Origin of the sequence: Olsenella sp. oral taxon 807 (genome assembly GCF_001189515.2) — a bacterium.
In the GTDB taxonomy this organism is placed as follows: domain Bacteria; phylum Actinomycetota; class Coriobacteriia; order Coriobacteriales; family Atopobiaceae; genus Olsenella_F.
The window spans coordinates 118,171-138,294 of record NZ_CP012069.2 but is presented as its reverse complement, the minus strand read 5'-3'; the positions used below and the strand labels follow the sequence as shown (position 1 = coordinate 138,294).

Here is a 20,124-nt window from a genome sequence, read left to right as displayed (position 1 = left end):
ATCCGAACGTTGGTTCTGGCACTCCTTAGTGTTTGCATTGGCGCTGCGCAAGCGCTTACGCCCCCCCTGAGAACCGTGCCTTCTTAGCACCGGCCTCTGCCGAGGCGAGCCGATTCTAAGAGAAACACTGATTTCATTCAAGGCATGGCATGCCGTGGAGGACCACCAAAGCAGGTACCCATGGGTATCCTGTGGTATAGATACCGCAGTTCTTTATAACTCTTTGAGAATTCTGGTAGGTAGCACGGGCTAGGGAAGCACTGATTATATAGGCCGATGGGTTGATTTCATCCACCGGGGGACCTGCGGGCGGCGCGTCGGCGCCTCGGGCCGGCCCGCCCGCCGGCCCGCGTCGGGCCCGCGCCCCCTCCGGGGCGTCGCCCGGGGCCCCGGCCCCCTACGCGCAGGTCGGGGCCAGGGTCCTTCCCGCCTGCGCGAGCAGGGCGAGGTCCGCGAGCGCGAAGGCGACGCAGAGCTGGTTGCGGTTCTTCTCGAGCCCTCGGTACCTCGTCCTCCTGAGCCCGAAGAGGTCCTTGATGACGTGGAAGGGGTGCTCGACCTTCGAGCGCACACGGGAGAGGGAGCTCTCTATCCCTCGCTCCCACGAGACCTCCGGGTGGTCGCGCCCCGGGACCCTCGAGCGGCGCCTCGCGATCCTCCAGGTGACCTCCGAGGGGTCCGGGTGGCCGGGGGCCTGCTGGCGCCCCCGCGCGCCCGCGTGGCCCGCGCCGGCGTAGCAGAACTCGTCGTCGGGGCGCAGCAGCGACGGCGCCACGGCCACGTCCGACACGTTCGCGGCGGTGACCTCCACCGTGTGCGCGAGGCCAGTCCCCGCGTCGACGCCCGCGTGCGCCTTGTACCCGAAGTGCCAGTTGTTGCCCTTCTTAGCCTGGTGGGCCTCCGGGTCGCGCGAGCGCTCCCGGTTCTTCGTCGAGGAGGGGGACTCGACGAAGGTGGCGTCGACGATGGACCCCCCGCGCATGATGATGCCGCGCTCGTCCAGGATGGAGACGAGCTCGGCGAGCATCCCCTCCCCGAGCCCCTCCCCCTCGAGCAGGTGGCGGAACTCGGGGAGGGTCGTCGCGTCCGGCACCTGCTCGGACATCATGTCGATGCCGACGAAGCGCCGCGTGGCCCTCGAGTCCAGGACGGCGTCCTCGCACGCCTCGTCGGAGAGGTGGAACCAGACCTGCAGGAGGCACGTCCCGGGCATGCGCCCGCGGCCGACGGGCCTCCTGCCGCGCCTCCCGTCCGGGTAGTGGGACTCGATGAGCGCGACCCACTCCCTCCAGGGCACGATCGCCTCCATCTGCTCCAGGAACCTCTCGCGCCTCGTGCGCCGCCTCTGGCCGGATGCCTCGAGGTCCGCGAAGCTCCCCCGGCGCCGCGTGAGGACCACCCCAAACTGATGAGAAAGATGCCCCTTACCTGCGGATATTATACCACAGGGTACCCTCTCGCGCCTGCCCGGGCGGCCCCTGCGGCGCGTTACGCCTTGAATAAATCAGTGTTTCCCTAGGTGACCAGTCCCCCGAGAACCCCGAACGGCATCTCGGACCGATACTTCGTAGCCATGCTGTAATGCCCAACAAAGGTTTCGAGTGCACCAGGACGCGGGGACAACCCCCCGCCAGCCTGCGGGGCACTATGGGAAGTGGCTCAACTGGGCAAATGTGCTCGGGCAACCCCCCGCCAAGCTGCGGGGGGGTCGCGCCGGGGTCCGCAGGCCTCGGCCTGGGCCTAGCTGCGCGAAAGCGTCCCTGTGCCGCACCCCCCCAAGGTCGACGGCACGGGAACGTAAGGCTGCCGACCTCATGAGAGGGCTGCTTGAGATGAGGGAAGGGAAACGGTCAGGGGTAAGGTGCCCGAACCACTCGTGGCTACCGCCGCTCGCTTTCGAGGAACTCCTCGAGGCGGGCGTTGAACCTCTCCGGGTACTCGTAGGCCATGAGGTGGCCGCCCATGACGCAGGTGGACGTCTCGGGGAACTGCGCGTGGCAGAAGGGCTCGGCCACGTCGGCCCAGTGCTCGGCGACGTACATGAGCGTGGGCACGGTCTTGGCGGCCGTCCTGGCGACCTCGAGGTAGTCGCTGAGGATGGCGTCACAGAAGAGCTGGCGGGCCACCCAGTGGGGCGTGCGGCGGCTCATGTCCATCAGGTACTCGTGCTCGTCCTCGTCGAGCTCACGCTGCATCATGACCTGCGTGAGGTACTCATCCCAGAAGGCCTCCGCGCTCTCGGGGTGGATGAGGACGCGCGTGGCCACCTCGGAGAGCTCAGCAGGCGTGCCCTCGGTCCACCAGGCCGGATCCTCACAGAGCGGCAGCGGGCTCATGTCGATCGTGACGACGCCGGCGACCTTGTCGTAGCCTGCCTGCTCCAGGTAGCTCCAGACCTCCAGGTTGCCGGTGGACCAACCCACGAGCGTCACGTTCTCGAGGCTGAGGGCGTCCACGAGCCTCCTGACGTCCGCACCGTGAGTGACGTAGTCGTTACCGTAAACGGTCTTGGTGGAGAGGCCCTGGCCGCGCGGGTCGACGGCGATCACGCGGTGGCGGTCCGAGAAGTGTTCGAGCTGATGCCTGAAGATCTCGCCCGAGAAAGTAAGGCCCGGGATGAAGACGATGGCGTCTCCCTCGCCCTTGTCCCAGTAGTGGACCTGAATGTCCGGGCCCACGGTAAGGAACTTGCTCTCTGCTCGGTCCTTTGACATGGATACCTCCCTGCTCGACAGCTGCGGGCAAAGCGCCCATCGGGAAAATGATAGGTTCGCCGGGGCACTGCAGCGACCTCGTTTAGCACCCGGTGGCATTTCTCGCCGCCAGGCGGTAAATCTGAAAGCGCTGTGCATAATGTTGAGGGAAAGGAACCTCCGCGCGGCCATGGGACAGGAAGAGCCGTCGTCTCGGGCACGGGCTCCAATATCGCCCATAGAGGCTGCTGGCACACCGAATCTTGCAGCACGCTACCAAAGCGACGCGGCGCTGTCGCATGCCTTAACGCACAGCACCCGCGTGCAAGCCACTCCCGCATCGCCCCCATCAGGGAACCGCGCAAAGGCCGACTCAAAAGGGGCCCGCCGTCATCGAAAGCACGACGGACCCCTCGTCTGGGGCGCACGTGAACCTGAGACTGTCAGGAAGGCGAACTGCCCCTAGCATGACAGCCTGCATCATGAGCATCACAGCTTGGCTGAAACACTAGAGGATGATCGCTAGGAAAGCGATGATAAAGTCCCGCCGAGAAGCCCGGGACAGGGGCGGATCGCTGTCCATCCATACCTCCTACCTGCGGATATGATATAATTCGAGGTCGTTGGCGACTAGGTTGGGGGTATCCGCATGGCACAGCTCACATTCTCTGACGTCGAGATGGGCATGGGACGGAAGCGCGAGACCAGGCGCTCCCGGTTCCTCGACCGCCTCTCCAAGTCCTGCCCCTGGGACGCCTGGCTCGCCCTCGTGAGGGAGGCCCGCGGGGCCGACGCCGGGGCGAGGGGGGCCGGCCCCGCGATGGGCAGGCCGAGGGTCGACGACCTCGTGCTGCTGCGCATGTACATGGTGCAGGTCTGCTTCGGCCTCTCCGACCGCGAGTGCGAGGACCAGGTCTGGGACTCCGCGACGATGCGCTCCTTCGTCGGCGTGGCGCCCTTCGAGGTCCCCGACGCCACGACCCTGTGCAAGTTTCGCCACCTGCTCGAGCGCTGCGGGGTCGGCGAGGCCATGGTCTCCTCGGCCTTCGGGTCCGCCGCGGACGGAGGGCTCGCCGTGAGCCGGGGCACCATCGTGGACGCCACCTTCATCGAGAGCCCGTCGTCGACGAGGAACGCCGACGGCGCGCGGGATCCCGACGCCCACCAGGCCAAGAAGGGGCAGAACTGGCACTTCGGGTACAAGCTCGGGGTGGGCGTGGACGCCGAGACGGGCGTGCCGCACTCGGTGCGCATGGACGCCGCGAACGTCCACGACCTCGACCAGGTCCCCGACCTCGTGCGCGAGGGTGACGAGCGCGTCTGGGCCGACGCCGGCTACGTCGGCGTCGGGAGGAGGCCGGAGGTCGCCGGCGACCCCTCCCTCTCCGGCGTCGAGTGGATCGTCGCCAAGAGGCGCTCGCAGGTCGGCGAGGACGACCTGGTCGCAGAGGCCGCCAAGTCGGCCGCCCGCAGTGTCGTCGAGCACGTCTTCCACTGGGTCAAGGACATATTCGGGCTGCGGAAGACGCGCTATAAGGGGCTCGCCAAGGTGTCCAACCAGGCCTTCGCCGCCGTCGCCGCAGCCGGCTGCATGATCGCGAGGCGGGGACGGCGGCTCTGCGGGCCGCCCCTCGCGCTGTCGGCGGAGAGGATAGCCCTGCAACGCGAGAGGCTCGAGGAGCGGCGACGGAGGGCGGAGGGTGGGGCGCCGGCCGCGGCATAGCCTACCGCTGGCCGTCCCGCCATGGTCTGGGAGGCTGCGGCATGGCCCCCGGAGACCGGCGTAGCCCGCTTGGGGGCGTTGGAGCCCTCCTCACGTCAAAAATCACCCATGCTGGTCCCGAAGGGACGGGATCGGCGACTTTATCATCGCTTTCCTAGGCCTCGCGCATAAAGGCGTCGACTTCGGCGGCCGTTGGAATGGCCCGCTGTGCCCCGACGCGGGATGCGGTGATACCGGCTGCCGCGCTTGCCCTCCTCATGGCGTCCTCCATCGGCATCCCGTTAACATATGCCGCGCAAAGCACGCCGAGGTAGGTATCTCCCGATGCCGTCGTGTCCACCGCGTTGACGCGGGCGGCGGGGGCACGGTAAAGTCGTGTTCCCTCACGCGCAGCAGAGCCGCCTGCTCCCAGCGTCACGACCGCACATCCCACGCCCCTCTTGATGAGAAGGTCCAGTGCCTGCCTGAGCGTCCCATCGTCTTCGGGGAGCACGCCGCAGATGGCCGCGCACTCGGTCTCGTTAACGCAGACGAGATCTATGCAAGACCATACGTCCTGCGGGAGATCCCGGGGCGGGGCGACGTTCACAACCACGTACATGCCGCGCCCGTGGGCGTCCTGGATGGCTGCGCAGGTGGTAGCGTAGTCACACTCCATCTGCGTCAGGAAGACATCACCCGGCTCCGCAAGCCTGTCAAGGGCCTCCTTGACGTCTGCAGCGCTAAGCGAGTGGTTCGCGCCTGCTGAAAGAAGAATCCGGTTATCCCCGTCGACGCGACAGATCATGGCGATGCCCGTCCCCACACCCTCACGAAGGATGACCTCGTCACACTGGACACCGTACGAGGCGACCCGGGCAAGGAGTAGATCGCCAAAGACGTCAGCGCCCACGCTTCCGACAAGATGGGTCCTAACCCCCGCCTTGGACACAGCCACGGCCTGATTCGCCCCCTTGCCACCCGGATTGGAGAGGAAGTTCCTCCCGGGCAGCGTCTCGCCGCCGTAGGGAACCCGATCGGCCTCAATCGTCAGGTCCATGTTGAGGCTTCCAAAGACAATGACCTTTTTCATAGGCTATCGCTCCTTTGGGTTGATGGCTTTGCGGAAACAGGCGAAGGCAATGATGCCCAACATCATGGTGGCAGCATATATGAGCAGGAGGTTGGAATAGGTCGCCGTCTTGCCAGCTGCACCGATAAGGCTGAGGCCGGAAAGCGCCGTGGTGCCCATGATGGAGCCGAATATGGTAATGCCAATCGAGCCGCTGACGTTCATGACAAGATCGTTCGTGCCAATGCCGCGGCCAGCTTGCGAAGCACTCAAGGTGCCAAGCACCATGGTCGTGATGGGTGAGAACATGAGGCCCTGGCCTGCGTAGAAGAGGCAGATTCCCAAGGTGAACGGTACCATTCCGGCCTCAATGAGAAGGGAGGAGACCAGAAACCCAATGCACTGAAGGCTGCCAGCCAGAAAGATTGAGGGCGTACGACCGATCTTCTCCATGACCCTTCCCGAGCTAAGGCCAAAACCCCCGTCTCCGGCAAAGGCAGCGAGGAAGCACATCTCGCCCGAGAGAATCGCGGCGATATCGTCCTTGAGCTGTCGGTAATCGACCTCGCAGGAGTCGTAGTGCACGTGCCACCCATCGATACCCACTGCGTACTCGTTACCGAACCCCATCCATATGGCCTCGCCGCAGCGAGGGTTAGCGACATCGACTACGATCTCCTCGTCACAGAGACGGCCATAGCTTTCCTCAGCGTTAGTGTGCTCCACGATCTCACAGCCATCGAAGATCGCCAAGATGTCGTCTTGACGCTCCCAAGGGCTCTATCGGCAAGAACCAGTCGACGGCCCCGCTGCCATACCGGAGCCGTTCCTCGTGCAGGAGCCCATGGGCATGCGAAGCCGGTCGCCGTTAGGGTCGCCCACAAGCCAAGGGTTCGTGCCGTTCTCGTCATCCACCTCCTCCACCCATGACACACCGAAGACGATCCACTGGGGCTTGGCGTCGGCGGGAAGCTCCACCGTCGCGGCCAGGTCGGCAGCGGTCGCCTGGTAGTCGTACTCGTACTCGCCATGTCCCTGCGCGTAGTCCTCGAAGTCGTACTCCACGGCGATCACCAACCGCGAGCGACCGTCGTCTATCTCGGTGGCCTCCAGCCTCTCGCCGCTTGCGAAGCCGCCCTCACAGCCATGCGAGGGGTCGAGCCTGCATGCGAGCGTGTGGGCGGCCCCGTCTGGCTCATGCCAATGAGCAATGCGCACGTTGCCGTCCACGGGATGCCAAGTCGCATAGTCGGAGCGGTCAACGACCTCCCAGAGGCCGTCGTGGGCATAGGGCCTACCGTCGAGCCAGAGCCCAACAACCCCAAGCGGTGTGGATATGCCCATAGCCGTGCTATCCACAACTTTCACCCCTCTCCCAAGGGCTCACGACCTCACGGTTCACGCGATGCCACTTACGAGCCTCTTCCGGAACGCTCTCGAAGCGCTCACCATAGACGAACTCACCGAGGGCCTTTCCGATCATCCCGGCAAGAAGTGACGTGTCACTCTCGGGGAGCCGCATGTCGATGTTCGCCATCGCTATTCACCTTCTTCCCGGACGACGTAAGTCTCCTACCTCTTGATGCCGCCACTGTCACTGCTACCCAAGATGGCACTGCCCACAGCCAAAGAACCGTCGCTCGGACTCATCTCACGCATTGTGATCATCGTTTTATCAGAAAAAATCGTCTTCGCCCCCCTGCCATCCGGAAGCGGCTCCTCGATGCCGCCTTGTGTTGTCCGATCATAGAAGATGACGCCCTTCGTGGGAAGCCCCTTGATGGGCCGGTCGCAACTCAGCTGGTGCCGAGCGCTGGGAAGTGTCACCAAACCTACTCTTGGAACTACGCACACAGGAACTGGTTGCGGCATACGCTCCACATCCTGAGTAGCCTCGAGAAGTCAAATTGGCAAGCTTACAAAGGGTCTTTGCCTGCAAAGGTGCCAATCTGGCACCTTTGCAGGCCGTCGGAGAGAATACCAAGCCTACATCTTGAACTCACAATCTGTGACCTTAGACAGGCCCCTCGTGGTTTTTAGTGGGTAGCACAGAGAGACGTCTGGGGGAAACGTAGCTTTCCTGGCGGCGGGGCGGTATCATTCTGCACGAAAGTTGACGAGCGTGTGGAGGTGTCGTGACGGGTCCCGAGACGAGGATGCTGGCAGCCCTCGTGTCCAAGTCGCCGGACCTAGGCGACGAGTGGACCGTCGTCGGACGTTCCTTCGACCACCTAGACACCGAAACCACACGTCATAGCAAACGGCGGCAAGCGTCTGCGTAACCTTCAACTCGTACGGCCACGCGTCGCAATCGGCGAGGGTGATTATGGCTAGCGAGAGTCAGTGTGCGTCACGCCCGATCAGCGGTGCACACCCCACACGTGGTCACCCGGTCTGCTCCGTTATCCTGCTTGCCCGCGCACACCCGGTCTATTGGCCAATACGGGCGGCAAAGGTCCCAATGCAGCCGTTGTCTGAACAGCCGCCTCACGTCACCAGAGGCCGCCTCTCGGCAGTCTTTGCCAGCACCAGAGACCCGACAGCATCCACCAGAGGCAATCTCAGGGCCGCAACAGCCACTCAGTATTTGTGCCAACCTCGCCAGGCGTATCCTCACGAACAGGCTCTTGGCACGTATAATGACTATTACAGCAAGCACGATTGCTAGGAGGGAGGCCACCCATGAACCTCGGCATGGAGACCGAGTGCGTCGAGTACAAACGCAGCACGTCCGAGATGCGCGAGGGCATGGAGTCCATCGCCTCCATCCTCAACAAGCACGGCCACGGCACGCTCTACTTTGGCGTACGCCCCTCCGATGGTGAGGTCGTGGGACAGGACGTCTCCGAGAAGACCCTGCGTGACATCAGTCAGAAGGTCGGCGAGCTCATCGAGCCGCGTATCTACCCGCAGATCGAGCGCCTGGAAACCCTTGAGGGCAAGGCGTACGTGCGCGTCGAGTTCTCCGGCTTCGAGACGCCCTACGCGTGCGACGGGCGCTACCGCATCCGTCGGGCGGATGAGGACATCGTCATGAGCCACGCCAAGCTGGCCGAGATGATGCGCGAGAGCGAGAACCGCTCCAACCCGTGGGACAGCCGCAACTCGGACACCCCGGTCTCCGCCGTCGACGAGAAGGCGCTGCGCCGCTACGTCGAGCGTGGCGTGGAGGCAAAGCGCATACCGTTCAGCTACACCGAGCCCACAGACGTCCTCTCGCGCCTCGGCCTGCTCTGCGAGGACGGCATGCTCACCAACGCCGCTGCCGTCTGCTTCGTCCCGTCAAAGGACATCATGCTGAAGATGGGCGTCTTCGCCGACAGCAAGCGCGTCCACATCCTCGACAACCAGCAAGTCACCGGCACGCTCTTCTCCATGGTCGACGCAGCTGAGCTCTACATCCTGAACAACATCCGGCGTGCCTTCGTCATAGACGGCTCCTCACTGCACAGGCGCGAAGTGCCCGAGATCCCGATGGACGCCGTGCGTGAAGCGCTATTCAACGCCTTTGCGCACCGCCAGTACGAGGACGACTCCGCCATCCAGATAGACGTCTTCTGGGATCACGTCTACATCTACAGCCCGGGCCTCTTCCCCGTCGGCTTCAACCCCGAGGACTACCTCACAGGCGAGGAGAGCACTTCCAAGCCTAGGAACAGACTCATTGCCACGACGCTCTACCGTTCCGGCGACATCGAGATCTACGGAACCGGACTGCAGCGCATCAAGGCCGCCTGCGACGAGGCGAACGTGCCCTTCTCGGTTACCCAGTCTAGGCACGGTGTGCATGTCTCCTTCATGCGCTCGGAGGGCATTGCCGCAGGGAATACGCCGGCAACCGTCGATGCCCGCAGACAAGGGGACGCGAGGACCGCCATACTTCGCTACGCACGCGGGCATAACGGGATCACCACCGCCGCCACATCCGAGCTTGTTGGCGAGAAGGACTACACAGCCAGAAGGTTACTCAACTCCATGGTCGAAGAGGGGCTGCTTGAGAAGACAGGCGGCCGCAAGGGGCGCGTCTACAAGGCCATCCGACACTCTCACTGACAATGGAGTCAATAAGGCTGTTAATAAGAAGGGCCAGGTAAAGAAGGTGTTTTGTCACTATTTCACCCAAATGGCCCCGAGGCTGTCAATAAGGGTCAGGCGTCAGAACTCATCGTACTTATAGGCTCGTGCGCCCTCGCCCTAGCCGCACCACTTCATTCGGCACTCCCATGCGTACATGGTGACGCCCGCCTCGACCATGTCCTGCGACTTCTCTGCGGCCGTATCGGAGCTAATCGGATCGTCAAAGAGAACGTGAACCTCTCCCTCATCGCAGAGTAAATGCTCCTGCGGTGAACCTCGTAGATCCGCCTGAAGCCACCCGTGTCTCGGTAGTCGTAGAACGGGTCCGATGCCTCCATCCATTCGTGCCGCACGCGAATATGCCCCTCTATAGCTTCGATGGGCAACACGGCTCCAAAAGGCGCAGACACTCGCATACACGCTTTAGCGCCCTGTACTCCTGCTCCATTTTAATGCACATGCCGTTCTCGCATTCCATAGTGAAGATGAAGAACATGGCGAGAAGCCCATACCTTCACCCGCGCAGAATGCGACGCGGCGTCAGGCAGAGTGCGCGTGGGCAACCAGAGCGTCATAGCTCCGCCCGAAATCCTCAACGAGCTGATCTTGAGGGGCGCGAACCGCACCTGGGACGGGCTCGATTCGGGCATACCGACGGGTAGGGCGGCCTTCACCGTTTTGAAGTCGACCTATGTCAATCGCATGCGCAGCGAGTTAGACGATGTTGATCTCAAGTCGTTTGGCCTCGTGATCGAGGACGACACGCTCACGAGCGGCTGGTCTGCGAGCAGCTGCTCGTGCGGTGCTCACGCGTGTTCTGCACGCGCTTCACCGGCGAGCACGAGAACGACTTCGCGGACACGGCGGAGTACGAGGGCAGCCTGCTCGCCCTGCTCCGCGAGACCCAGGCATTCGTCAAGCGCCACACGGCCGAGTCGTGGGAAAAGACCCCCAACAGCAGAATTGAGCGGCGTAGCCACAGCGAGAGAGCAGTTGAGGAGACACTCGTGAACGCACTCATCCACCGCTCGTACCTCGAACTCGGCAGCGAGGTGCACGTGGACATGTACAACGATTGCATGAAGGTGCGCTCACTCGGCGGGAAGATTGGCGCACCCCTGTCCGACGACATCATAAAAAACCGCGTGAGAAGCGAGCGACGCAACCCCATCATCGCCGATGTCTTCAACCGCATGAGCCTCATGGAGCGCCGAGGCTCCGGGCTTCGCGAGATCTGCACGGCCACCGCCTCCGAGGACGCCTACAGACCGGAGTTCATGCCTAGGCTCGAGACGGGAGAGAACTGGTTCACGGTCACGCTCTACAACATGAACTACGTCGAGGCCGACACAGTCGGCACCCAAGTCGGCACCCCCTCTTGCGACATCATGCCAGGCATCTCCACGTCTTTCTTCGACGCGTTAGCCTGCTGAAGATATCGAGGCAAAGACGCGAGCTATCGTCATGCCGACGGTGGCCTAACAGAGGTTTTCTCCATAGGTATAGCAAATGCAGAGGGCAGGCTGGCTCCGAGCCAGGCCATGGGGATATGCAGGGCAAGCCAACGCTGCCAAGATACCGTCGCTTGCTTGCGATCGTCGTGAAGGACCTCCAGGGGTATTTGACAATGCGGACGGAACGCTTGGGGCCGAGTGGCAGTGCTACTCACACTGCCACTCGGTGGTGAACGTACGAGGTGGAACGCTCAGGGGCAAGTGGCAGTGTAGTACTCACTGCCAAGCGGCACCGAGCGTACCGTATTGGTACGATCGGGGTCGAGTGGCAGTGCGAACGGAACGCTCATGGCCGAGTGGCAGTGCCACTCACACTGCCACTCGCCGGTGAACGTACTGGGCAGTGCGCCATGCACTGCCAGACGGCATCGAGCGTACCGTATTGGTACGATCGGGGCCGAGTGGCAGTATAAGCTGGGACGGCTCCTTCGCGAGCAGCAGGCCACCTCTCTTCGTTGTTCTCTTTGTTATACACAGCTTCCCTCATCATTAGGTATGCGCCGGGGCGGGGATGGGGAACCTCGCCTCGAGTGGCACACCTAGGGTATCGAGCAGCTTCCTGACTGACCCCTTACGGTCGCGCGGCACGAGGACGCGCCGCCCGCGTCGCGCTCCTCCCGCTCGACCACCGTCGCACGACCGTCCCACACGCCTCCCCGAGCGTCATGTCGCCAACGTACGGATACCTGCGGGCGTAAGCAGCCCAGAGGCCGAGCGTCCCGTCATCGGAGGCCACCTGGGCCATCACCTCACGGTAGTTGCCCATTGCTGCGTGCGACCCGCGCCTCTCCGCAGCGGCCGCCACGGCATCCCTCAGTACGTCGGGTTTGGCTTCGTCCCTCCTTGTGAGCCACAGCGTGTGCAGGTCATAGTAGTCGCGCGGCCGTGTGTTGGCCACGCTCCTGCTGATGGCGATCTCGAGCTTCTCGGCAAGCGTAGTGGCGAGCAGGTACGACATGATGGCGATGCTGCGGTCGTCGAACAGCAGCGGGTAGCTGTACTCGACTGACTCTGGCGTGATCTTGTCGCCCGTGGTCACGTCCACGGTCACCAGCGAGCTCATCTTCTCGTAGTTCGCCAGCAGGTGGACCCTGATGCCAGGGTAGTCGTCGGTCTCGCGTATGTCCTCAGTGCGCACGAACTCGAAAGAGAGAAGTCATTGTCAGCCTTCACGTCCACGATCTCCCGGAACGTCTTTTCGACGTTCTCAGGAGAGAGCGGGAAGCCGCGCACGGTGGTGCCCAGGTCCTTCGTGCTGCGCTTGCCCACGCCGACAAGCGAGCTGATGAGCACTCCACCCTTGATGACGATGTTGTCTCGCCACGTCGAGAGGGAGATGCGTTCCAGCAGCCTCTCGAACAGGTAGCTCTGCATCACCAGCTGCGAAAGGACGCCCTCGACCTTCGCCCGGTTGCGGATGATAGCCTTGAGCTGTATCGCGTTCTTTGTCCTCACAGCAGCACCTCCAGATCGCTTCAGATCTTCTTCTTCACTTCGAGCGCATGGGCGTAGCCAAGCAGCCTCTGGACATCCTTGCTGCCGCTGCGAGCGTATTGCCTCATGGCCGGGCTGACCACCTGCACGTCCACGATGCGCTGGCCGCAGACGACATCGCAGAGCGTCCGCTTCAGGTCGTACGCCCGCACCTCGTTGCCATAGCTCGTCCTGACGCTTGTACGTCCCAGGTCGAGGACCCCATCGGCGCATGTCCTCACCTCGATGCCCGCCTCCCGCGCCTTGGTGGCCCGACACGAGCACGGGAAGGTTATGGTGAGTTGGAGGGGGGTGCGGTCGGTGTAGCCGTGCAGAAAGAGCACCGTCCCGTCTGATAAAGCTCCCTTAAAGAAGCGGAGCTGCGCCGCGAGGAACTCGTCCTTCCAGGTATCCGCCAGGTAGTACACGCCGCGCTGGACGCGCTCGAGCTTTCCGGCCTTCACCATGTCCGAGATACGCGCGCGAGGGATGCCGGCCTCAACCACTTGCGTCGTCGTCATCATCCCGCCGCTCTCCTGCGCCAGATCGACGATAGCCTGCATGCCCATCACCCCCTATAGTCCGTTTACACTGAAAAAAGCTCTTCGGGGGTTTGTGTGGGTTGACGTCTCGACGAAGACACCAAGCTAGCGGCGGCGCCACTGGCGCAGGATCTGTTTTCCCTACCAGGCGAGAGGTGGCCACCGAGGGGGCGTCGCCAGCACGCCATGGTGGTTGGGGCACTCGTGCCACCCGACGCGGCTCGCGTCGCAACTCGCACGACCCTCGCGTCGCAACAGTGTACACAAGTGCCCCAGAACGACACCGAGAGGCCGTTTTCGCCGATCTGTGTACACTCCTGCGTTCCCACGTCTGCCCACAACGGCGCAACAGTGTACACAAATGCCCCAAAACGGCTCCGAGAGGTCATTTTCGTCGATCTGTGTACACTCTTTTGCCCTCACGGCTGCTCGCGCGACCGAGCGGGGCCACGGGTCCCACGACGACGGCCCCATGGCCCCGTGACGTCAGCGCGCTCGGACCTGAGGCCCACGCCACCGGGGCGGTGACGCAACCACCCACACGAACTCACGAAGCATCCTCTATACTGCGGAACTACGGGGGCCACCGCCCGGAGCTCGTCTTCCGAGACGATGCGATGGCAGGCGCCGCCGCAGCCAACCCGGAGGCGCTCTGGAAGCTCGAGAACCTCGGGGAGACGCGCCGATAGGGCCCGCCGCCTGCTATAATGTGCATTGGCGTCTGTCCGAGCGACTGGCGCCCGTGAAGATAGAAACGCAACGCGCGCTCGTACGCGCCAGAGCCGGTAGGTAGCCCGGCCGTCCCGCATCTGCGGGGTAAGTAACCCTCCCTCCTTGGGTTGTCCGTTCTTCGCGAGACGACATACAAAGGAGGAAGACCATGGAGCAATCCAGCATCACGCTGACCGTGCTGTTCGACGCACCCTTCTGGGTGGGCATCTTCGAGAGGGTCGAGGGCGGCGAGCTCGCGGTGGCGAAGGTCACCTTCGGCGCCGAGCCGAGCGACCCCGAGGTCCTAGACTTCGTGCTCGGGCACTTCTGCGACCTCAAGTTCAGCCCACCCGTGGCGGCGGAGGCACACCGCGTCGCCGAGAGCCCGAAGCGCAGGCAGCGGGCAGCCCGCAGGCAGGTAAGGGAGTCTGGCATCGGCACCAGGTCGCAACGGGCGCTGCAGGCGCAGCTTGAGGCGGCCAAGTCCGAGCGCAAGCGTGAGGGAAAGGAGCTCCGCGAGGCCGAGGAACGGCGCAAGTTCGACCTCAGGCAGGCAAAGCGTCGCGAGAAGCGTCGCGGCCACTAGAGCACAAAATCGACCTCGTCGTTCCCCTCGCGCCACCACTGCACGTCGAAGCCAAGGTCCAGCCCCAGGGCGAGCAGGCGGGCCCCGACGGCGCTCTTTACGAGGTGGCCGCGAAGCTCCGAGTCGCCCAACAGCAGCTCCCTCGAGCGGCCGGAAACCACCGTCATGAGCGCCGTGTCGTAGACCATGAGCCTCGGCGAGGACTTCCTGCGCTCGATGGCCTTCGGGTGGTACTTCTTGAGGCCGCAGAGCACGCCCGCCTTGTCGAGCAGGGTCAGGTAGTGCGCCAGCGTCGTCGTGTTGCCAGCATCCTGCAGCTAGCCGAGCATCTTGTTGTAGGAGAGCTCCTGGCCAGAGAAGCGCGCCCCCAGGTCGAAAAGCGCACGCAAGAGCGCCGGCTCGCGCACGTCCTCCTGCTCGAGCACGTCGTTGGATATCGTGGGCTCGATGATCGAGTCCCGCATGTACGCCCGCCAGCGCCTCTCGTCGACCACAAGGCGCACAGCGCCTGGGAAGCCCCCAAAGAACAGGAAGTCGTCGAGTGTGAACCCGAACGCCTCCCGGCACTCGGCAAGGCCCCAATGCGTGGAGCGCAGCACCTCGAAGCGTCCCTTCAGCGAGTCCTCAAGCCCCTTGCGCAGGAGCAGGCTCGACGAGCCAGACAGCACGACCTTCAGAGGGCGCCCCTCGCGTTGATCGGCGTCCCGGAGCCCCTTCACCGCGTTGGGCCATCCGCGCACCTTCTGCGCCTCGTCGAGCACGAGAATGGCTGGTCTGTCCGAATCGCGCTGCAAGTTGCGCGCCTGTTGCCACTCCGTCCGCAGCCATTACACGTCGGGGGCGATGACGTCATCAGCGCTCGCCGAGTGGGCGGGCTTGTCCACTTTCTCGAGCGCCTGTGCGATTGCCGTTGACTTGCCAGTTTGGCGGGGACCGGCCACGACCTGGATGGGGCGGTTATCGTCCTCCCACATCCTCGCGGCGATGATCTCCACGATCTTGCGCTGGAACATCAAGGCTCGCCTCCTTTTATTTCGAATGATGATGCGTGATTTTACTCAATACAATGAGCAAAAACATGACCTGGGGTGCGGAACCGAGAGAGACGATAAGGTCAAGAATACAGTAGAAGGCTCCGCGCTTCGCGTTGCCCATCAGCATGAGGAGCCCCCCGAACGCATATCAATCTCCAGCATTATCCTATGCTGCTTGAACAACTATTGATTATTCGCACGTTAAGTGACCGGCACACCCAACAGTGAGTGCACCGGTCATATCTCTTCGGCATTCCCCGTGCAGCACTCCCTAAGGCATTGCCATCCGATGCCCTCTTCGGCGTCTCGGGCTTCAACGGCACGCTCTCAAATCCCATCCCGCTCCATGCGATGCTCGGAGACTCCCGGGCAGCGCTTGCTGCTCGGGACTGCCTCGCGCCAAGACAGGTGAAGGCAACCTACGGTACCGGCTCCTCTGTCATGCTCATGGCAGGGGATGCCCCCATCCGGAGCACGCATGGCCTTGTCTCGAGCATTGCCTGGAGCCTCGAAGGCGGGCTCCCCTATGTGCTCGAAGGAAACCTCAGATACACGGGGCCGTCGTCACCTGGCTGAAGAATGTGGTGCATCTGATCGAAAGCCCGGACGAGCTTGAAGGCCTGATCCAAGAGGCAAACCAGAATGATCGGAGCTACTTCGTGCCGGCCTTCACGAGCCTCGGTGCACCCCGGTGGGATAGTGGCGCCACGGACATGCTCGCAGGCGTCACGACGCTCACCGGCAGGGCAGAGATCGTAAAGGCCTGTACCGGGTGCATCCCCCACCAGATAGCAGATGCGCTCAATGCACTCAGGGCAGATACGGGTCTTGCCCTCGAGACGCTCAGGGCAGATGGCGGCGTCACAAAGAATGCTTACCTCATGCAGTTTCAGGCAGACATGGCAGACACCTCGGTCGAGGCCTCAAAGCTCGCCGAGCTCTCTGCCGCAGGAGCCGCCTTCGCTGCAGGCCATGCAGCTGGTCTCTGGACCACAAACGCAATTCATGAGTGGTACGGACATGAGACCTATACGCCCCAGATGGCAGACACAGTGAGGCAGAGCAAACGCTCTGGCAGGCAGGTGGCCTTTCGACAGGTCCGCTGCCATATAGCTGACCTATCTGGGTAGAACACGCAACGGACACACAGCGCAGGGCCAGTGGGAAGCTGGCCCTGCCGCACAGGAAAGGGAATATGCATGGCTGGATACAAGACCTTCACCTCGGCCACCGATATGGGGCCCTATGTCTCGAAGCTCATCCTCGAGCTCCCCGAGAAGGTACACACAAAATTCGTAGACAGGCAGGGCTTCAGCGTCTATGTGGAGCGCAATGATGCAAAGACCAGCGAGGTCGTGCTCGCAAAGGAGCACCATACGGACGAGTGCGCCTTCCCTTCGAAGGGCTACATTCCCGTGCTTGCTGCCTATGCCTCTGACGGCGAAGGCAACCCGCAGACCGAGGGCTCCTCTATCGCGCTCAAGCTCCCCGAAGAGCTCCTCACGAAAAGGATCGATGGAGCGCTCACCCGTGGCTACATCCGCCCGATGAGCTTCCGCATCACGCAGACGAAGGAGATCCCGAGTGAAGGGCCCGGAGAGGCCCCGCTCACAGGCATGGTATTCGATATCGACACAGGAGACGTCTGCCCCGATCTTACTGGCTGGGACCTCACGGGCTCCGGCATCTTCGATGATATTGATATGAACTACGGTTTCTTCACGCCCGATCTCATTACAGTCAATGCTGCACGTGCAACCCGTCCGTTCACGCCGCTTCCTCCTGTCGAGAAGGTGCCGCTCCTCGTCTGGCTCCATGGTGCAGGAGAAGGGCAGGAGCCCTACCGTACCGTTATGGGCAACCGCGTGACGGCGCTCTCCTCCCCCGACATCCAGGAAAAGCTCGGCGGTGCCGCCTACATCCTTGCCCTTTCGAGCCCGACCTACTGGATGGACTCAGGCTCGGGAGAAATTGCAGATGACAACAAGTCCATCTACACGAAGGCGCTGAAGACCCTGATCGATGAGTTCATAGAAGCGCGTCCCGACATCGACCACAAGCGCATCTATGTGGGTGGACTCTCGAACGGCGGATTTATGACCATGAGACTGGTGGCAGACTATCCGGGATTCTTTGCCGCAGGCGTCCCCATCTGTGCTCCCTGGGTCGCATCCCTGGCAACAGACGGCGAGATGAAGTCGATTGCCAAGACGCCCCTCTGGTTCGTGCAGTCTGCTGACGACCCGATCGTGACGGCAGATGTCCATACCTTGGCAAACTATAGGAGACTCAAGGAGCTCGGTGCCACAGACGTACATATCACCTGCTTCGACCACATCAAGGACGAGACTGGGCGCTACCACGACAAGTTCGGCCAGCCCCAGCGCTACATCGGCCACTTCGCCTGGATTCCTGCCTATCACGATACGGTGAAGACGGAGCTCGACGGCACGAACGTGCTGGTGGGCGGTGCCCCCGTCACCCTCTAGCAGTGGGTCGGTCTCCATCGGCTGACGTAGACTCAGAAAACGCGCTCCCGTACGCAGGCGACCCGGCTCCTGGTGAGCCGAGCCGCTCTTTTCTGATCGCATCACTCCATATGCTTCGGAGTGCCCTTCTCTCTGCGCCGCTTCCGCACTCCGTGGACAATTACCCCTAGTTCTTTCTGATTGTAGAACTACCGCCTGATCAAACCAAAGAAAATCGAGAAAATCGCAGGTCGAGGCCCCAAGGGGCCTCTCTTGTGCTATATTATATGTAGTGCTACTTACTACTTCCTGTGTGGCACGGGAGGCGACCGGGATGCCGTTCATAAAGGTGCAGAAGCTGGTCAGGGACGAGTCCGGCGCAATCAGGAGCGGGTCCGCCGCCGTGGTCGACACGTCGTACGTGCGCGGCGCCAAGTACCACTCGGCGCAGGCGGTGCGCGAGAGGCTGGGCAAGGTCGTCTGGCTCGCGGACGACAGGCGCTCGGGCGTGTTCGCGTCACCGACGCGCGGCCTGGTGGAGTACGACGCGGACGCCGACGGATTCGCGCCGGTGGCCAAGGGCGACGAGCGGCTGGCGAACACGGGCGCGTTCCCCGAGCCGCCGCGGCACCTGGAGCTCGGCCCCGAGCACCTGCTGCTGTCGTTCCTGGGCGCCGATGGGGTCGCGGGGTGCCTCAGGGAGGCGCTCCCCGACGACCGGTCCTACCAGCGCGCCCTCGCCCACGTCACGCACGGCGTGGTGCGGGACGGGAGCCGCGAGACCTGCGACAACATGGTGGCCAGGTCCTTCGCGGCTCTGGCGCTGCCGGGCGTGCCGCCCGCGTCGCTGAGATCGGACACGGCGTTCTTCTCGGCGATGGGCGCCGACGGGGCGAAGGTCGCGTTCTTCAGGGCGTTCGCCAGGCTCATGAGGAGGACGAAGCCCGGCTTCGGCCGCGCATGCTACGTGGACTCCACCCCGCTCCCGAACGACGCGGTCGACAACCCGCTCAACGCCCTCTGCAGCCACGGGCTGAGGGGCGCGGCGGTCCAGATGCGCCTCGCGCTCGTGCTCGACGAGACGACGGGGCTGCCCGTCTGGTACGAGGTCGTGCCCGGCAACGTACTTGACCTCTCGACCATAAAGACCGTGATGGGCGACGTCCTCGCCACGCTCGGCATCGAGGTCGTAACCGCGGTCCTCGACGCGGGCTACGCGTCGCGCGAGCTGCTCGAGGCCTTCTCCGAGGGCGAGAGGGACGTGCTGGTCAGGATGCCGGCGAGGAGGGGGTACCCGTACCGCGAGCTCTGGCGGGGCGTCCGCTCTCTGATCGGCAAGGGCAAGTACGCGATCACGCGCTCCGGCCACCTCTACTTCGCCAGGAGGCGCGACGTCGAGGTGCAGGGCGTGAGGCTGCACTGCTACGTCTACGTGGACCAGACCAACGCCACGCCGCGCTTCGCCAGGTGGCTGGACAAGAACCAGGAGAGGTTCGACGGGATGTCGCTCGCCGAGAAGGACTGGGAGACCGTGCGGCAGGGCTACTTCGTGCTGATGTCCACCAAGGTCGCGACGCCCCGCGAGATCCTGGACGAGTACTTCTGCCGCACCGAGATCGAGGGCGTCTTCAAGACCAGCAAGGACTACCTGGGCCTGCTGCCGCTGCGCAAGTGGAGCGACCTCACCGTGCGCGGCAAGATCCTCGCCGACATCATCGGCACCATCGTGGTGCTCAGGATGCGCAAGGCGCTCGCCGGGGCCGACGTCTCCCTCACCGAGGTATGGGGCAAGGCCAGGTCGCTGTCCTGCTACACCAACGCCGACGGCAGGGTCGTGGTCGAGACGCCGTCGAGGCAGGTCCGCGAGTACTACAAGGCGCTCGGGGTGAAGGTGCCCTCGTCAATCGACGTCAGGGAATTCGACCGTGACGTCCTCGGCCTGGAGCTGTAGTTCTACAATTAGCGTCATCTAGGGATTACGTCTGCCATAACGGCCAGAAGGACAAGGACCGACCGCTCAAGCACGCCTCGATGCCCTTTCACGAGTTGCCTGCTCCTCTGCCTCCTCAGGGACATGCTATGCCCTCTAGCAAGTGGACGAGGAGCCCATGGTCATTCACCCCACAGGGCTTGCAGGTGACAGATGAGGAACGCCCGAGCGATATTCCCCGGCACCGCGAAGAACGAGCGCATGGATGCCGAGGTTTGAGAGGAGCGTCTACGAGGACAGGGCCGAGGTCTGGGACGCCGAG

General features: G+C 63.3%; 21 protein-coding genes. 8 read left to right on the top strand and 13 right to left on the bottom strand.

What is annotated here, in order from left to right; genetic code table 11:
* Window positions 1-397: 397 nt before the first annotated feature.
* Together ADJ70_RS00625 and ADJ70_RS00620 are read right to left on the bottom strand one after the other, a co-directional pair.
* Window positions 398-1,297, bottom strand: a complete 900-nt coding sequence (locus tag ADJ70_RS00625; protein ID WP_216597288.1) for an IS5 family transposase — start codon at window positions 1,295-1,297, stop codon at window positions 398-400.
* A gap of 583 nt (window positions 1,298-1,880) precedes the next feature.
* The gene (locus ADJ70_RS00620) at window positions 1,881-2,714 is read right to left on the bottom strand and encodes an alpha/beta fold hydrolase (RefSeq protein WP_050342587.1); all 834 of its coding nucleotides are present in this window, start codon (window positions 2,712-2,714) and stop codon (window positions 1,881-1,883) included.
* A 628-nt stretch (window positions 2,715-3,342) separates the two neighbouring features.
* On the opposite strand from ADJ70_RS00620, the gene ADJ70_RS00615 reads away from it, so the two are divergent.
* Complete coding sequence (locus tag ADJ70_RS00615) at window positions 3,343-4,416, top strand: IS5 family transposase (protein ID WP_050340811.1); 1,074 nt, start codon at window positions 3,343-3,345, stop codon at window positions 4,414-4,416.
* Window positions 4,417-4,570: 154 nt separating this feature from the next.
* On the opposite strand, the gene ADJ70_RS00610 is transcribed toward ADJ70_RS00615, so the two are convergent.
* The 5 genes from ADJ70_RS00610 to ADJ70_RS00590 are packed head-to-tail and all read right to left on the bottom strand — an operon-like array spanning window position 4,571 to window position 7,294.
* Window positions 4,571-5,488 (bottom strand): ribokinase, encoded by a 918-nt coding sequence (locus ADJ70_RS00610; protein ID WP_050342585.1) that lies wholly within the window; start codon window positions 5,486-5,488, stop codon window positions 4,571-4,573.
* A 3-nt stretch (window positions 5,489-5,491) separates the two neighbouring features.
* Entirely contained in the window at window positions 5,492-6,220 is a 729-nt protein-coding gene (locus ADJ70_RS00605; RefSeq protein ID WP_050342581.1) for an MFS transporter, read from the bottom strand.
* Between the two features lie 27 nt (window positions 6,221-6,247).
* Entirely contained in the window at window positions 6,248-6,826 is a 579-nt protein-coding gene (locus tag ADJ70_RS00600; protein ID WP_157051324.1) for a hypothetical protein, read from the bottom strand.
* On the bottom strand, window positions 6,819-7,004 hold the full coding sequence (locus tag ADJ70_RS00595; RefSeq protein WP_050342577.1) for a hypothetical protein: 186 nt from the start codon (window positions 7,002-7,004) through the stop codon (window positions 6,819-6,821). Before ADJ70_RS00595 ends, ADJ70_RS00600 begins: the two co-directional genes overlap by 8 nt.
* Before the next feature lie 35 nt (window positions 7,005-7,039).
* On the bottom strand, window positions 7,040-7,294 hold the full coding sequence (locus ADJ70_RS00590; RefSeq protein WP_050342575.1) for a hypothetical protein: 255 nt from the start codon (window positions 7,292-7,294) through the stop codon (window positions 7,040-7,042).
* Between the two features lie 855 nt (window positions 7,295-8,149).
* Here ADJ70_RS00590 and ADJ70_RS00585 point away from each other — a divergent pair.
* Both ADJ70_RS00585 and ADJ70_RS00575 read left to right on the top strand, forming a co-directional pair.
* A complete protein-coding gene (locus tag ADJ70_RS00585; protein ID WP_050342572.1) occupies window positions 8,150-9,520 on the top strand; it encodes an RNA-binding domain-containing protein in 1,371 nt (456 codons plus the stop codon).
* Window positions 9,521-10,356: 836 nt separating this feature from the next.
* Entirely contained in the window at window positions 10,357-10,977 is a 621-nt protein-coding gene (locus ADJ70_RS00575; protein WP_157051323.1) for an ATP-binding protein, read from the top strand.
* 652 nt (window positions 10,978-11,629) lie between these two features.
* On the opposite strand, the gene ADJ70_RS00570 is transcribed toward ADJ70_RS00575, so the two are convergent.
* From ADJ70_RS00570 to ADJ70_RS00560, 3 genes are read right to left on the bottom strand one after another with little or no spacing between them, the layout of a single operon-like run.
* Window positions 11,630-12,196, bottom strand: a complete 567-nt coding sequence (locus tag ADJ70_RS00570; RefSeq protein WP_083443704.1) for a nucleotidyl transferase AbiEii/AbiGii toxin family protein — start codon at window positions 12,194-12,196, stop codon at window positions 11,630-11,632.
* Window positions 12,118-12,513, bottom strand: coding sequence for a nucleotidyl transferase AbiEii/AbiGii toxin family protein (locus ADJ70_RS00565; RefSeq protein ID WP_050342564.1), 396 nt, complete (start codon window positions 12,511-12,513; stop codon window positions 12,118-12,120). Before ADJ70_RS00565 ends, ADJ70_RS00570 begins: the two co-directional genes overlap by 79 nt.
* Window positions 12,514-12,533: 20 nt before the next feature.
* On the bottom strand, window positions 12,534-13,094 hold the full coding sequence (locus ADJ70_RS00560) for a type IV toxin-antitoxin system AbiEi family antitoxin domain-containing protein (protein ID WP_050344655.1): 561 nt from the start codon (window positions 13,092-13,094) through the stop codon (window positions 12,534-12,536).
* Between the two features lie 859 nt (window positions 13,095-13,953).
* Here ADJ70_RS00560 and ADJ70_RS00555 point away from each other — a divergent pair.
* The gene (locus ADJ70_RS00555; protein WP_050342562.1) at window positions 13,954-14,370 is read left to right on the top strand and encodes a YjdF family protein; all 417 of its coding nucleotides are present in this window, start codon (window positions 13,954-13,956) and stop codon (window positions 14,368-14,370) included.
* Here ADJ70_RS00555 and ADJ70_RS00550 read toward each other — a convergent pair.
* The 3 genes from ADJ70_RS00550 to ADJ70_RS00540 all read right to left on the bottom strand — a co-directional run bounded on the left by ADJ70_RS00550 (window position 14,367) and on the right by ADJ70_RS00540 (window position 15,383).
* On the bottom strand, window positions 14,367-14,624 hold the full coding sequence (locus ADJ70_RS00550) for a DUF4143 domain-containing protein (RefSeq protein ID WP_050342560.1): 258 nt from the start codon (window positions 14,622-14,624) through the stop codon (window positions 14,367-14,369). The two genes, ADJ70_RS00555 and ADJ70_RS00550, sit on opposite strands and share 4 nt — an antisense overlap.
* Before the next feature lie 63 nt (window positions 14,625-14,687).
* On the bottom strand, window positions 14,688-15,164 hold the full coding sequence (locus tag ADJ70_RS00545) for an AAA family ATPase (RefSeq protein ID WP_050342558.1): 477 nt from the start codon (window positions 15,162-15,164) through the stop codon (window positions 14,688-14,690).
* 33 nt (window positions 15,165-15,197) lie between these two features.
* Complete coding sequence (locus ADJ70_RS00540; protein WP_050342556.1) at window positions 15,198-15,383, bottom strand: hypothetical protein; 186 nt, start codon at window positions 15,381-15,383, stop codon at window positions 15,198-15,200.
* Between the two features lie 300 nt (window positions 15,384-15,683).
* On the opposite strand from ADJ70_RS00540, the gene ADJ70_RS14870 reads away from it, so the two are divergent.
* The 4 genes from ADJ70_RS14870 (at window position 15,684) to ADJ70_RS00520 (ending at window position 19,823) form a co-directional block, all read left to right on the top strand.
* Window positions 15,684-15,980 carry a hypothetical protein gene (locus ADJ70_RS14870; RefSeq protein WP_050342554.1) on the top strand — a complete coding sequence of 99 codons (297 nt, stop codon included), beginning with the start codon at window positions 15,684-15,686 and terminating at the stop codon, window positions 15,978-15,980.
* Between the two features lie 8 nt (window positions 15,981-15,988).
* Window positions 15,989-16,534: an FGGY-family carbohydrate kinase gene (locus ADJ70_RS14865; RefSeq protein WP_050342550.1), complete on the top strand. Its 546-nt coding sequence runs from the start codon at window positions 15,989-15,991 to the stop codon at window positions 16,532-16,534.
* A gap of 69 nt (window positions 16,535-16,603) precedes the next feature.
* Window positions 16,604-17,893, top strand: a complete 1,290-nt coding sequence (locus ADJ70_RS00525; RefSeq protein ID WP_050342548.1) for a prolyl oligopeptidase family serine peptidase — start codon at window positions 16,604-16,606, stop codon at window positions 17,891-17,893.
* A 313-nt stretch (window positions 17,894-18,206) separates the two neighbouring features.
* Window positions 18,207-19,823, top strand: a complete 1,617-nt coding sequence (locus tag ADJ70_RS00520; RefSeq protein WP_050340583.1) for a transposase — start codon at window positions 18,207-18,209, stop codon at window positions 19,821-19,823.
* The last annotated feature ends 301 nt before the right edge of the window (window positions 19,824-20,124 follow it).